This is a genomic window from Micromonospora sp. RB23, from assembly GCF_053585025.1.
On sequence record NZ_CM132111.1, the window covers coordinates 2,482,611 to 2,496,644 of the forward strand.

At 71.4% G+C, this 14,034-nt stretch carries 10 protein-coding genes; 3 read left to right on the plus strand and 7 right to left on the minus strand.

The window, feature by feature from the left end:
- Nucleotides 1-67 precede the first annotated feature (67 nt).
- The 5 genes from ACTFTM_RS11350 to ACTFTM_RS11370 form a co-directional block, all read right to left on the minus strand.
- Nucleotides 68-1,045, minus strand: a complete 978-nt coding sequence (locus tag ACTFTM_RS11350; RefSeq protein ID WP_449565754.1) for an SDR family NAD(P)-dependent oxidoreductase — start codon at nt 1,043-1,045, stop codon at nt 68-70.
- A complete protein-coding gene (locus ACTFTM_RS11355) occupies nt 1,042-2,226 on the minus strand; it encodes a zinc-dependent alcohol dehydrogenase (RefSeq protein WP_449565755.1) in 1,185 nt (394 codons plus the stop codon). The genes ACTFTM_RS11350 and ACTFTM_RS11355 overlap by 4 nt, the downstream gene beginning before the upstream one ends.
- Before the next feature lie 382 nt (nt 2,227-2,608).
- Complete coding sequence (locus ACTFTM_RS11360; protein ID WP_449565756.1) at nt 2,609-3,370, minus strand: succinate dehydrogenase/fumarate reductase iron-sulfur subunit; 762 nt, start codon at nt 3,368-3,370, stop codon at nt 2,609-2,611.
- On the minus strand, nt 3,367-5,304 hold the full coding sequence (locus ACTFTM_RS11365) for a fumarate reductase/succinate dehydrogenase flavoprotein subunit (RefSeq protein ID WP_449565757.1): 1,938 nt from the start codon (nt 5,302-5,304) through the stop codon (nt 3,367-3,369). The genes ACTFTM_RS11360 and ACTFTM_RS11365 overlap by 4 nt, the downstream gene beginning before the upstream one ends.
- Before the next feature lies 1 nt (nt 5,305).
- The gene (locus ACTFTM_RS11370) at nt 5,306-5,989 is read right to left on the minus strand and encodes a succinate dehydrogenase cytochrome b subunit (protein ID WP_449565758.1); all 684 of its coding nucleotides are present in this window, start codon (nt 5,987-5,989) and stop codon (nt 5,306-5,308) included.
- Between the two features lie 83 nt (nt 5,990-6,072).
- Between ACTFTM_RS11370 and ACTFTM_RS11375 the strand changes: the two genes are divergently transcribed.
- Complete coding sequence (locus ACTFTM_RS11375; protein WP_449565759.1) at nt 6,073-7,005, plus strand: LysR family transcriptional regulator; 933 nt, start codon at nt 6,073-6,075, stop codon at nt 7,003-7,005.
- 52 nt (nt 7,006-7,057) lie between these two features.
- Here the strand turns inward: ACTFTM_RS11375 and hrpA are convergent, their stop codons facing one another.
- A complete protein-coding gene (gene hrpA / locus ACTFTM_RS11380; protein ID WP_449565760.1) occupies nt 7,058-11,110 on the minus strand; it encodes an ATP-dependent RNA helicase HrpA in 4,053 nt (1,350 codons plus the stop codon).
- A gap of 119 nt (nt 11,111-11,229) precedes the next feature.
- Here hrpA and ACTFTM_RS11385 point away from each other — a divergent pair, with 119 nt between their 5' ends.
- Nucleotides 11,230-11,598, plus strand: coding sequence for a cytidine deaminase (locus ACTFTM_RS11385; RefSeq protein ID WP_449565761.1), 369 nt, complete (start codon nt 11,230-11,232; stop codon nt 11,596-11,598).
- Nucleotides 11,599-11,603: 5 nt separating this feature from the next.
- Here the strand turns inward: ACTFTM_RS11385 and ACTFTM_RS11390 are convergent, their stop codons facing one another.
- Nucleotides 11,604-11,963, minus strand: a complete 360-nt coding sequence (locus tag ACTFTM_RS11390) for a YciI family protein (protein WP_449565762.1) — start codon at nt 11,961-11,963, stop codon at nt 11,604-11,606.
- 120 nt (nt 11,964-12,083) lie between these two features.
- Between ACTFTM_RS11390 and ACTFTM_RS11395 the strand changes: the two genes are divergently transcribed.
- Entirely contained in the window at nt 12,084-14,027 is a 1,944-nt protein-coding gene (locus ACTFTM_RS11395) for a multicopper oxidase family protein (protein ID WP_449565763.1), read from the plus strand.
- Nucleotides 14,028-14,034: the final 7 nt, after the last annotated feature.

The window sequence follows — 14,034 nt, forward strand, 5'->3', positions numbered from 1 at the left end:
CCCACGCTAGGCGAGTTGATCTCTTCATGTTGCCCCCGGAAAAGGTTCCGAACAGTCCCGAACAGTGTCACCCGGGCCGTCGGCGCAGCGCGGCGCCGATCGCGCCGGTCGCCGCGACGCGGAGCTGCGCGGCCGGCCCGGACACCGCCCGGGCGAGCTGCCGCAGGTCGGGCAGGTGACCGCCGCGGACCGCCTCGCCGGCCGGGTTCGGCGCGAAGACCGAGCCGTCGTGCGCCGCGACCGTCCGCCCACTGAGGCCCGCGAGCCGCATCAACGGGCCGACGAGGACGTCGTAGACGCCGGGCAGCGCCGTGAACCCCGCCCGCAGCAGCACGTTCAGCCGCCCCACCGACACCTCCCGGCGCGGATGGTCCACGCAGTCGACGATGGCCCGGGCCACCCGCTGCGGCCCGGCGACCGGCGGCGGAGGGCGGCCGACGCGACCCAGATAGTTGGCTGCCTGCTGGTAGACGGGTGTGTCGACACTGCCCGGGTTGACCAGGCACAGCCGGATCCCCGGGCTGTCCCGCAGCTCCTGCTGGATCGTCCGGGCCAGCCCCTGCAAACCCCACTTGCTGGCCACGTACGCGCTCATGTAGGGGGCGGTGATGTGCCCGAGCACCGAACCGGTGAGGATCAGCGTGCCGGCGCCGGTGGCCCGGAAGTGCCGCAACGCCACCCGGGCCGCGCCGGCGGCGGCCAGCAGATCCGTGCGCACCACCTGGTCGAACACCCGCTCCGGCACCTCGTCGAAACGTCCGTAGGCCATCACCGCCGCGGTGTGCACCCAGACGTCGATGCGACCGAACCGCTCGATCGCCGCCCGCGCCAACGCGTCCAGCGCGCCCGCCTCGGTCACGTCGGTCGCCACGGTCAGGACCTCGACGTCCGCGCACTCCTCGCGTACCTCGGCGAGGGTCTGCGGCGCGCGGGCCGCGAGGACCAGGCGGTCGCCGCGCTCGGCGAACGCCCGGGCGGTCGCCCGGCCGATCCCGCTGGTCGCGCCGGCGACCACCACCACCCGGCCCGGGGAGTCGTCGCTCACGGTGTGAGGACCACCTTGATGCAGCCGTCCTCCTTCTTCTGGAACATGTCGTACGCGCGCGGCGCGTCGCTCAGCGGCAGCCGGTGGGTACGCAGATCCTCCACGCCCAGCGGGTCGTCGTCGCCGGAGAGCAGCGGCATGATCTCGTCGACCCAGCGGCGCACGTGGCACTGCCCCATGCGCAGTTGGATGCCCCGGTCGAACATCTCCATCATCGGCATCGGGTCGGCCTCGCCGCCGTAGACGCCGGAGAGCGAGACGGTGCCGCCGCGCCGGACCGCCTTGAGGGCGGCGTGTAGGACGCTCAACCGGTCGACGCCGGCCCGGTCGGTCATCGTCTGGGCGAGCTTGTCGGGCAGCAGTCCGACGGCCGCGTGGGCGAGCTTGCCGACCGGCGAGCCGTGCGCCTCCATGCCGACGGCGTCGATGACGGCGTCCGGACCGCGCCCGTCGACCAGGTCGATCAGCGCGCCCGGCACGTCGGACAACTCACGTACGTCGAGCACCTCGATGCCGTGCCGGCGAGCCAGCTCCAGCCGTTCGGGCACCAGGTCCAGCCCGATCACCCGCCCGGCGCCGAGGTGGCGGCCGATGCGGGCGCAGAACTGGCCGACCGGGCCCAGCCCGAAGACGGCCAGGGTGCCGCCGGGCGGGGTGTCGGCGTACTTCACCGCCTGCCAGGCGGTGGGCAGAATGTCGGAGAGGTAGAGGTACCGCTCGTCCGCGCCGGTCGGCGGGATCTTGATCGGCCCGAAGTGGGCCTGCGGAACGCGCAGGTACTCGGCCTGGCCGCCGGGCACCGACCCGTAGAGGGACGTGTAGCCGAACAGTGCCGCGCCCTTGCCCTCGCTCGTCACCTGGGTGGTCTCGCACTGGGCGTAGAGCTGACGTCGGCACATCCAGCAGTCGCCGCAGGAGATGTTGAACGGCACCACCACCCGGTCGCCGGGCTTCAGGCCGGTCACCTCCGACCCGACCTCCTCGACGATCCCCATCGGCTCGTGTCCGAGGACGTCCCCGGGCTTCAGGTACGGCCCCAGCACCTCGTACAGGTGCAGATCCGACCCGCAGATAGCCGTCGATGTGATCTTGATGATCGCGTCGGTCGGCTGCTCGATCCGGGGATCGGGCACCTCCTCGACCCGTACGTCCCGCTTGCCGTGCCAGGTCAACGCCTTCATGTCCGGTTGCCCTCCCTCGGTCCTGCCTGTCTGCTACCCGGGCAGGGGGAGTTGAACCGGCGCTCCGGCCTTGTCGGTGGTCGCCCCCCAGCCCTCAGCCCTGCCGCCTTGATCGACTCGGATTCCAGGAAGTCGGGGTGTGGCGGGCGCCTGGACAGGCCGATTTCCTGTATGCCGAGTTCCGCCGATGTAGCGGTATCCGAGCGCTCGGACACCGCCACATCGGCGATATGGAGTCGTTCTTGCGCCCCGCCCCAGCCCCAGGCCGGGACGCGACGGGACGGCCGTTCCGTTCGTTGGGCGCCCTCAACGGCCTGACCGCCGCGCCCGGCGAAAGGGGGCGCGGCGGTCAGGGTTCGTCTGGGCGGTCAGGACGGCGGGCTCAGGAGCCCGGGGTGTTGCCGCCCTTCGTGGTGGCCGACAGGTAGTCGCGGTTGAGGCGGCCGATGGTGTTCAGCGGGATGCCCTTCGGGCAGGCCACCGTGCACTCGCCGGCGTTGGTGCAGCCGCCGAAGCCGGCCTCGTCGTGCGCGTCGACCATGCCGATCACCCGGGTGTAGCGCTCCGGCTGGCCCTGCGGCAGCAGCGAGAGTTGGGTGAGCTTGGCGGCGGTGAAGAGCATGCCCGAGCCGTTCGGGCAGGCCGCCACGCAGGCGCCGCAGCCGATGCAGGCGGCCGACTCGAAGGCGGCGTCCGCGTTGGCCTTGGCGACCGGGGTGGAGTGCGCCTCGGGGGCGCTGCCGGTCGGCGCGGTGATGTAGCCACCGGCGGCGATGATCTTGTCGAAGGCGCCTCTGTTGACCACCAGGTCCTTGATGACCGGGAAGGCGCTGGCCCGCCACGGCTCGATGTCGATCGTCTCGCCGTCGGAGAACTGCCGCATGTGTAGCTGGCACGCCGTGGTGCCGCGCTGCGGCCCGTGCGCGTCGCCGTTGATCATCAGGCCGCACATGCCGCAGATGCCCTCGCGGCAGTCGTGGTCGAACGCCACCGGGTCCTCGCCGGCGAGGATCAGCCGCTCGTTGAGCACGTCGAGCATCTCCAGGAACGACATGTCCGGGGACACGTCGTCGACCGGGTAGGTCACCATCCGACCCTTGTCCTCAGGGCCCTTCTGGCGCCAGATGCGCAGGGTCAGGTTCACTTGTAGCTCCGCTGCGTGGGGTGGACGTATTCGAACTTCAGGTCTTCCTTGTGCAGCACCGAGGGTTCACCGGTGGCGGTGAACTCCCAGGCCGCCACGTACGCGAACTTCTCGTCGTCGCGCTGCGCCTCCCCGTCCGGGGTCTGGTGCTCGGCCCGGAAGTGACCGCCGCAGGACTCCTCGCGGTGCAGGGCGTCGATGCACATCAGCTCGGCCAGCTCGAAGAAGTCGGCCACCCGGCCGGCCTTCTCCAGCGACTGGTTCAGCTCCTCGCCCGTGCCGGACACCTTGACCCGCTGCCAGAACTGCTCGCGCAGGTCGCGGATCTCACCGATCGCCTTGCGCAGCCCGGCCTCGGAGCGCTCCATGCCGCAGTGCTCCCACATGATCTGGCCCAGCTCCCGGTGGAACGAGTCCACGGTCCGGTCGCCGTCGACCGCCAGCAGCCGCTGGATGCGGTCCTCGACGTCGGTACGCGCCTCGACCGCCGCCGGGTGGCTGGCGTCGACCTTCTCGAGCGGGCCCGAGGCCAGGTAGTTGGCGATGGTGGTGGGCAGCACGAAGTAGCCGTCGGCGAGGCCCTGCATCAGCGCCGAGGCGCCGAGCCGGTTCGCGCCGTGGTCGGAGAAGTTCGCCTCACCGATCACGAACAGCCCCGGGATGCTGGACTGGAGGTCGTAGTCGACCCAGAGCCCGCCCATCGTGTAGTGCACGGCGGGGTAGATCCGCATCGGCACCTCGTACGGGTCCTCGCCGGTGATCCGCTCGTACATCTCGAAGAGGTTGCCGTACTTGGCCTCGATGGCCTTGCGCCCCAGGCGGTCGATGGCGTCGGCGAAGTCGAGGTAGACGCCGAGCTTGGTCGGCCCGACGCCGCGGCCCTCGTCGCAGACGTTCTTCGCGGCACGGGAGGCGATGTCGCGGGGGACCAGGTTGCCGAAGGACGGGTAGATCCGCTCCAGGTAGTAGTCCCGCTCGTCCTCCGGAATGTCCTTCGGGCTGCGGTCGTCGCCCTTGTTCTTCGGCACCCACACCCGGCCGTCGTTGCGCAGCGACTCGCTCATCAGGGTCAGCTTCGACTGGTGGTCGCCGGAGACCGGGATGCAGGTCGGGTGGATCTGCGTGTAGCAGGGGTTGGCGAAGTACGCGCCCTTGCGGTGCGCCCGCCAGGTGGCGGTGACGTTGCAGCCCTTGGCGTTCGTGGAGAGGTAGAAGACGTTGCCGTACCCGCCGGAGGCGAGCACCACCGCGTCGGCCATCTCGGTGCTGATCTCGCCGGTGACCAGGTCCCGGACGACGATGCCCCGGGCCTTGCCGTCGACGAGAACCAGCTCCAGCATCTCGTGCCGGGCGTTCATCTCCACGTTGCCGAGGCCGATCTGCCGTTCGAGGGCCTGGTACGCGCCGAGCAGCAGCTGCTGGCCCGTCTGGCCCCGGGCGTAGAAGGTGCGCTGCACCTGCGCGCCGCCGAACGAGCGGGTGTCCAGCAGGCCGCCGTACTCGCGGGCGAACGGCACGCCCTGGGCGACGCACTGGTCGATGATGTTGACCGACACCTCGGCCAGGCGGTGCACGTTCGACTCCCGGGAGCGGAAGTCGCCGCCCTTGACGGTGTCGTAGAACAGCCGGTGCACGGAGTCGCCGTCGTTGCGGTAGTTCTTCGCGGCGTTGATGCCGCCCTGCGCGGCGATCGAGTGGGCCCGGCGCGGGCTGTCCTGGTAGCAGTAGGACTTGACGTGGTAGCCCTGCTCGGCCAGCGTCGCGGCGGCCGATCCGCCGGCCAGGCCGGTACCGACCACGATCACCGTCATCTTGCGGCGGTTGGCCGGGTTGACCAGCTTGGCCTCGAAGCGCCGGGTCTCCCAGCGCTTGTCGATCGGGCCGGTGGGCGCCTTCGTGTCGGCGATCGGGTCGCCCTCGGTGAAGAGTTCCATGTCAGGACACCAATCCGGTGAGTACGGCGAACGGGACCACCAGGTATCCGGCGCACAGCACGACGGCGAAGACCAGAGCGGCGGCGCGCGCCCGGCGTTCGCCCCGGGGCGTCTGCTGCCCGAGGCTGCGGAACGCGCTGAAGGCGCCGTGGCGCAGGTGGAAGCCGAGCGTGACGATCGCCAGGGTGTAGAAGAGGGTGACGTACCAGCGTTCCGGGGCGAAGTCGGCGACGACGTTGCCGTACGGCTTGCTCTCGTTGCCGACCGGGTTGAACGTGCCGGTGGTCAGGTCCAGCAGGTGGTAGATCACGAACAGCAGGATGATCACGCCACCCCAGCGCATGGTGCGGGCCGCGTAGCTGCCGCGGACCTTCTTGCGGTGGGCGTACTTCACCGGACGGGCGGCGCGGGCGCGCAGCGCCAGCACGGTGGCGGCCCAGATGTGGGCGACGACGGCCACCACGAGGACGGTGCGCAGGATCCACAGGAACCAGACACCGGGCAGCAGTGGCTTGCCGATGTCGCGCAACCAGTGCGCGTAGTGGTCGAACGAGGTCTCCCCCGTGAACACCTTCAGGTTCCCGAGCATGTGCGCGATCAGGAACAGCACCAGCAGGATGCCCGTCACCGCCATGACGGCCTTGAGGCCGACGTTCGAGCGGATGGGCGACCGAGTTTTCGTCATTACCACGTGACCGACGCTAGGAGCACTTTGATCAGTCGTCCAATGCATCGAACTCGCAGCGTTGATAGCCATAAGCTATGTAGATGCAGCTCCATCAGCTCCGGTACTTCGTCGCGGTGGCCGAAGTACGACATTTCACCCAAGCCGCCGACATCGTCGGCATAACCCAGCCCTCGTTGAGTAAGCAAATTCACGCCCTCGAGACCGACCTCGGCGCCCCGCTGTTCGAGCGGGTAAGGGGCAACATCGCCCTCACGGCGGCCGGGGAGGTGCTCCTGCCGTTGGCGACCCGGATCCTCGCCGACGTGGAGACCGCGACTCGGGAGGTGCAGGAGCTGGTCGGCCTGCGCCGAGGGCGCGTACGACTCGGCGCGACCCCGAGCCTGGCCACCTCGCTCGCCCCGCCGGTGCTGCGCCGCTTCCGCGACGCGCACCCCACCGTCGACCTTCGCGTCGAGGAGGGTGGGTCCCAGGATCTCGTCCGTGACCTGCTGCGTGGGGACCTGGACCTGGCGCTGATCATCATGCCGTCGCAGGGCGCCGATCCGGGCCTGCGTGTCGACCCGATCCTGCGCGAGAGCCTGGTGGTGGCCTCGGTGGGCGAGGTGCCGACCGCCTCGGCGACGGGCGAGCTGCGCATCACCGACCTGCGCGACCAACCGATGGTGATGTTCCGGGAGGGCTACGACCTGCGTGACGCCACCATCCAGGCATGTCGGGAGGCGGGCTTCGAGCCCACGTTCGCGGTGGACGGCGGCGAGATGGACGCGGTCCTCAGCTTCGTCGAGGCGGGGCTCGGCATCGCGCTGGTGCCGGGGATCGTGCTGGCCCGCCGATCCGGGGTGCGCAGCACGCCGCTGTCATCCCCCGGGGTGACACGGACCATCGCGGTGGCCCGTCGGCGTGACGTGGTGCCGACGCACGCCGGGCGTGAGCTGCGCCGGATCCTGCTCGACTACGTCCAGTCCGCGATCGAGCGCGGTGAGCTGCCGCCCGGCGTCGAGCCGTTGACCTGACCCTTCCGGGGCCGCCGCCCCGAAGAGACCGCCGGCGGTCAGACCGACGGGCTCAGCGGCCCTCGGCGTCGTCCATCGCGCGGTAGATCCGCTGCTCCGAGACGGGGTACGGGGTGCCCAGCGCCTGGGCGAAGACGTTCACCCGCAACTCCTCGATCATCCAGCGGATCTGCCGAACAGCCGCCTCCTGCCGACGCGCGGGCGCCACGGTGGCGAGCAGGTCGTCGTACTCCTTCTGCACTACGGCGATCCGGTCCTGCTGCTGGCGGTCGCGCTGCGGGTTGCCGCCGAGCCGGTCCAGCCGGCGTTCGATGGCGGTGAGGTAGCGCAGCAGGTCGGGCAGGCGCGCGTACCCGGTCTCGGTGATGAAACCGGCGTGCACCAGCCCGGCGAGCTGCTTGCGGATGTCGGCCAGCGCCGCCACCACGGCCAGGTTGCGCGTCGCGCCGAGCCGCTGCTCGACCGCGTACGCGGCGGCGAGCACCTTGCGGGCCCGGTCCATCACCTCGACGACGGTGTCGACCAGGTCGGCGCGGACCTTCTCGCGCAGCGCGGCGAAGCCCTCGGCGTCCCAGGCCGGCCCACCGGCGGCGTCGATCAGCCGGTCGATGGCCGCGCCGGCCGCGTCCTCGATCAGCTCCTGCACGCCGCCGTGCGGGTTGCGGCTCAACGCCAGCTTCGCCTCGTTGCTCAACCGACCCTGGAGGAACCGGGCCGGGGACGGCACGGTGAGCCGCAGCAGCCGGCGGGTGCCGGCCCAGTGCGCGGCCTCCGCCTCGGCGGGGGAGTCGAACACCTTCACCCCGACCGTCGCGCCCTCGTCGACCAGGGCCGGGTACGCGGTCACCGCGTAACCGGCACGGACCTGCTCGATGGTCCGTGGCAGCGTGCCGATGCTCCACTCGCGCAGGCCGGTCCGGGCGACCTCCGGCGCGGCGGCCGCCACGACCTGGCGTACCTCCTGGCGCAGTTGACGTTGCAGGGCCGGCAGGTCCTTGCCCTCGGCGACCGGCTTCTCGTCGTCGCCCAGGATGCGGAAGGTCACCCGCAGGTGGGCGGGCAGCTTGGCCGGCTCCCAGGCGTCGCGGGGCACGGTCACCCCGGTCATCCGCCGCAGCTCACGGGTGAGCGCGTCCAGCAGCGACGTCTCGCCGGGGGTGATCGCGGCGAGCGCGGCCCGCGCGTAGTCCGGCACCGGCACGAAGTTGCGCCGGATCGCCTTGGGCAGCGAGCGGATCAGCGCGATCACCGTCTCCTCGCGCAGCCCCGGCACCTGCCAGTCGAAGCTCTCCGCCGGCACCTGGTTGAGCAGCGGCAGCGGGATGTCCACCGTGACGCCGTCGGTCGCCGTACCCGGCTCGAACCGGTACGTCAGCGGCAGCGTCACCCCCTGGGTCTGCCACTCGTCCGGGTAGTCGCTCTCGTCGACACCTCCCCGGCCGTCGTTGATGAGCAGGTCGCGGGTGAAGGTCAGCAGGTCGGGACGCTCGTGGCGGGTCTTCTTCCACCAGGTGTCGAAGTGCCGGCCGGAGACCACGTCGGCGGGGATCCGCTGGTCGTAGAAACCGAAGATGGTCTCGTCGTCGACCAGGATGTCCCGACGTCGGGCCCGGCTCTCCAGCTCCTCGATCTCGCCCAGCAGCCGCTTGTTGTCGGCCCAGAACCGGTGGTGGGTCTGCCAGTCGCCCTCGACGAGGGCGTGCCGGATGAACAGCTCCCGGCTCAACGTCGGGTCGATCCGCCCGAAGTTGACCTTCCGCGACGCGACCAGCGGCATGCCGTACAGGGTGACCTTCTCGTAGGCCATCACCGCGGCCTGTTTCTTCTCCCAGTGCGGCTCGCTGTAGCTGCGCTTGACCAGGTGCTGGGCGAGGGGCTCGACCCACTCCGGCTCGACCCGCCCGGCGATGCGCCCCCACAGCCGGGACGTCTCCACCAGCTCGGCCGCCATCACCCAGCGCGGCGGCTTCTTGAACAGCGCCGAGCCGGGGAACAGCGCGAACTTGGCGCCCCGCGCCCCCAGGTACTCGTGTTTCTGGGCGTCCTTGAGGCCGACGTGCGACAGCAGGCCGGGCAGCAGCGACTGGTGCACCTTCGGGGTGTCGATCTCCTCCGGCAGGTCCGCGCCGCCCCGGCGGCCCGCGCCCCGGCCGGCGTCCGCCTCGGCCGAGGCGTCCCGCGCCGGCCGCCCGCCGCGCCGCTCGTTCTCGGCCGGGGTACGCAGCACCTGGCGCAACTGGCTGACGATGTCCTGCCACTCGCGGATCCGCAGGTAGTTCAGGTACTCCGCCTTGCACATCCGGCGGAACGCGCTGGAGGACAGCTCGCGCTGCTGCTCACGCAGGTACCGCCACAGGTTCAGGTACGCGACGAAGTCCGACTCGGAGTCGGCGAACCGGGCGTGTGCCTGGTCGGCCTGGGCCTGCTTCTCCGCCGGGCGCTCGCGCGGGTCCTGGATGGAGAGCGCCGCGGCGATCACCAGGATCTCGGTGGCACAGCCGTTGCGTTCGCCCTCGACCACCATCCGGGCCAGCCGCGGGTCGACCGGTAGCTGGGCCAGCCGGCGGCCCAGCGCGGTGAGCCGCTTCGCCGGGTCGGCCTCGGTCGGGTCGAGCGCGCCCAGCTCGTGCAGCAGGTTGACGCCGTCGGTGATGTTGCGCTTGTCCGGCGGGTCGATGAACGGGAACGCGGCCAGGTCGCCCAGCCCGATCGCGGTCATCTGGAGGATGACCGACGCCAGGTTGGTGCGCAGGATCTCCGGGTCGGTGAACTCGGGGCGGGACAGGAAATCCTGCTCGTCGTAGAGGCGGATGCAGATTCCGTCCGACGTACGACCGCAGCGGCCCTTGCGCTGGTTGGCCGACGCCTGCGACACCGGCTCGATCGGCAGCCGCTGCACCTTCAGCCGGCTGGAGTAGCGGGAGATGCGGGCGGTGCCCGGGTCCACCACGTACTTGATCCCGGGCACGGTCAGCGAGGTCTCCGCGACGTTGGTGGCGAGCACCACCCGCCGCGAGCTGTGCGCGGCGAAGACCCGGTGCTGCTCGGCGGCGGAGAGCCGCGCGTACAACGGCAGGATCTCGGTGCCCAGCAGCGACCGCTTCTTCTGCACCAGCTTGCCCAGCGCGTCGGCGGTGTCGCGGATCTCCCGTTCGCCGCTGAGGAAGACCAGGATGTCGCCCGGACCCTCGGCGGCCAGCTCCTCGACGGCGTCGCCGATCGCCTGGATCTGGTCGCGGACGTTCTCCTCGTCGGCGTCGCCGTCCTCGTCGCCCTCGGCGATTTCGACCAGCGGTCGGTAGCGGACCTCGACCGGGTACGTACGACCGGAGACCTCGACGACCGGCGCCGGAGTGCCCTGGGCGTCGGCGAAGTGCGCGGCGAAGCGGTCGGTCTCGATGGTCGCCGAGGTGATGATCACCTTGAGGTCGGGCCGGCGGGGCAGCAGCTCGCGCAGGTAGCCGAGGATGAAGTCGATGTTCAGGCTGCGCTCGTGCGCCTCGTCGATGATCAGCGTGTCGTACTGGCGCAGCATCCGGTCGGTCTGCAACTCGGCCAGCAGGATGCCGTCGGTCATCAGCTTCACCAGGCTGCGCTCGCTGACCTGGTCGGTGAAGCGCACCTTGTAGCCGACCACGTCGCCCAGCTCGGTGCCCAGCTCGTCGGCGATCCGGTCGGCCACCGTCCGGGCGGCCAGCCGGCGGGGCTGGGTGTGCCCGATCAGGCCGTTGATGCCACGCCCCAGCTCCAGACAGATCTTCGGTAGCTGGGTCGTCTTGCCGGAGCCGGTCTCGCCGGCCACGATCACCACCTGGTGATCGCGGATGGCGGCGGCGATGTCGTCCTTGCGCTCGCTGACCGGCAGCCCCGCCGGGTACGTGATCACCGGCACCGCGGCCCGTCGGGCGGCCAGCCGCTGCTCGGCCCGGGCCAGCTCGGCGGTGATCTCGTTCAGGGCCGCTTCCCGGCGCTGCGGGTCGCGCAGCTTGCGGGCGCCGTCCAGTCGTCGCTGGAGCCGGCGCTGGTCGCGGAACATCAGGGGACTGAGGCGGCGGTGCAGGTCGCGGACGGGATCGGTCGCGGCGGAGGAGGTTGGATTCTGCATGTCGTGCCCAAGGATAGGCAGCCCGGCGGCGGACCGCCCCTGGGTTACCGCGCGCGGGTGCTTCGGCCCGTGGACGGCGGTCTACAGTTGCGCCCGACGTCGAGCGCTGGGGGGCCGGGATGGAGCTGCGGGACACCGATCGGGCGTTGGTGCAGGCCGCCACGGCGGTCGCCAAACTGCGGTGCCGCAGCAGCCACCACGCCGGCGCGTCGGCCGCCCGTACCGCCGACGGGCGGGTGTTCTCCGGCGTCGACGTCCGGCATGACAGCGGCGACACCTGCGCGGAGCTGGTCGTGATCGGCACCGCCGCCACGCAGGGCGTGACCGAGCTGGAGACGATCGTCTCGGTCGCCGACCGGGGTCGTACGGTCGTCGGGCCCTGCGACAGGTGCCGGGCGGTGTTGACGACCTACTTCCCGGCGCTGCGGGTCATCGTGGGCGAGCCGGACGACCTGCGGGTGCTGCCGATCGCGGACCTGCCCGGCTGATCCCGTCAGTCCCCCGCCGCCGCCTCCAGCACCGACGCGGGGATCGGCACGCTCTCGTACCGCACGTTGCCCTCGGGCACCATCCAACTCGCCACCCGCGCGACGAGCAGGCCCGCGCGGACGGCCGGGTCGTCGGCGTAGAGCCCGCGTACCTCGTCCGGGGCGATGGAGAAGACGACGAAGCCGCGCATCCGGTGGTCGTCGGCATCCAGGAGCGGGCCGGCCGCGAGCACCAGCCCCTGCTCCACGAGCCCTGCCTGGTGTGCCAGATGGGCGGCGTGTAGGCGGTCGATCGCCTCCGGTGGCAGGTCCGGCGGATCCGACGGTCGGGTCAGGAGGACGACCGTGTGCTGGTCGAATCGCATGTCCCACACCCTATGGCGCTCGGTGTCCCTCTTACGGGTGTTATCTGCCTTCCGCACCACTTGCACCCGTCCGCGAAACTCATTCTCTTATCGAGGTCGGATATCGAATGGGGGTGCGGCATGGTCAGCAGACGACAGGTGCTCGTGGCCGGTGCCGCCGGGGGCGCCGCGGTTCTGGTCCCGGCGGGCTCGACGGCCGCGGGCCGCGCGCTCGCCGCGGCGACGATGCTGCGCGCCGCCGACATCCCGAAGTACGTCGCGCCGCTGCGGATCCCCCCGGCCATGCCGCGGGTGGCGAACGATCCGGAGCGGGACACGTACGTCATCGGGGTGCGGCAGTTCCGCCAGCAGATCCTGCCGCGGTCCTGGCCGCGTACGACGGTGTGGGGTTACGGCTCCACCGCCCACCCCGGCAGTTTCGGCTACCCGGCGCACAGCATCGTCGCGCGGGTGAACCGCCCGGTACGGGTGACCTGGGTCAACGAACTCGTCGACCACCGGGGCGACTACCTGCCGCACCTGCTGCCCGTCGACCCGACTCTGCACTGGGCCAACCCGGCCGGTGGCCGCAAGGGCCGGGACGGGCACGGCCGCTCGGACGGCAGCCGCCGTGGCTACCGGGGACCGGTGCCCCAGGTGGTCCACCTGCACGGCGGGCACAGCACGCAGGAGAGCGACGGGCACGCCGAGGCGTGGTACCTGCCGGTGGCCCGGGACCTGCCGGCCGAGGTCGCCGTGACGGGAAGCGCCTACCGCGAGTTCCGGTCCCGCTTCGCCGAGGGGTCCGGCCTGCGCTGGGCGGCGGGTTCGGCCACCTTCGAGTACGCCAACGACCAGCGGCCCTGCACCCTCTGGTACCACGACCACACGCTGGGTCTCACCCGCGAGAACGTCTACGCCGGCCCGGCGGGCTTCTACCTGCTGGGCGGCGACGACCTGCCCGACGAGGTGCTGCCCGGCCCGACGCCCGGCCACGACGATCCGCCGGACACCGACTACCACGACATCCCGCTGCTCATCCAGGACCGCACTTTCGACGCCGACGGCGAGCTGGTCTATCCCGGGGGCCACCACGACGGTTCGGCGTGGACGTCGGCGTTCTCCGGCACCACGATCGTGGTCAACGGCCGCACCTGGCCCAGCCTCACGGTGCAGCGCCGGCGCTACCGCTTCCGGTTGCTCAACGGGTGCAACAGCCGCTTCCTGATGCTCAGCGTCGCCGCCCACGCCACCGCGCGGCCGGCCCGTCCGGCGCTGCCGGTCTGGCAGATCGGCAGCGACAGCGGCTTCCTGCCCGAGCCGGTGCCGCACGACCGCCTCACCCTCGGCCCCGCCCAGCGGGCCGACGTGATCGTCGACTTCACCGGCGTGCCCGCCGGCACCGAGCTGTTCCTCGTCAACGAGGGGCCTGAGTGGGCGTACCGGGGCGGCCGACCCGGGGTGGACTTTCCGCCGTCCGACCCGCGGACCACCGGGCAGGTGTTGCGGTTCGTCGTCACCGAGGCCACCGGCGCGGACGCCAGCGTGCCGCCGGAGCACCTGCAACTGCCGGCCCACCCCCGACTCGGCGCGCCGGAGCGGGTCCGGCGGCTGTCGCTCAACGAGCGGATGTCCGGCGGGTCGATGGTGATGCTGCTCGGCACGCTCGACGAGCGCGGCCGGGGTCTGCCGATGCGCTGGAGCGATCCGGCCACCGAACAGCCCCTCGTCGGTGCGACCGAGGTGTGGGAGGTGCGCAACTTCACCCGCAACGTCCACCCCGTCCACCTGCACCAGGCCCAGTTCGAACTGCTGGGCCGTGGACGGTCGGGCCGGTCGGAGCCGGGCCCGGGGGAGCGGGGATGGATGGACACCGTGCTCGCGTACCCGTGGGAGGTGACCCGGATCAAGGCCCGCTTCGACCTGCCGGGCCGCTACTCCTGGCACTGCCACCTGCTCGAGCACGAGGACAACGAGATGATGCGGCCCCTGAACGTGCTGCCGCGCGGCTCCGCGGCGGCCGGGGACGGCAGCTCGGCGGGCGTGCCGAACGTCGCCACGGCAGCATCGACCGACGCCAGTTAGGTCACTT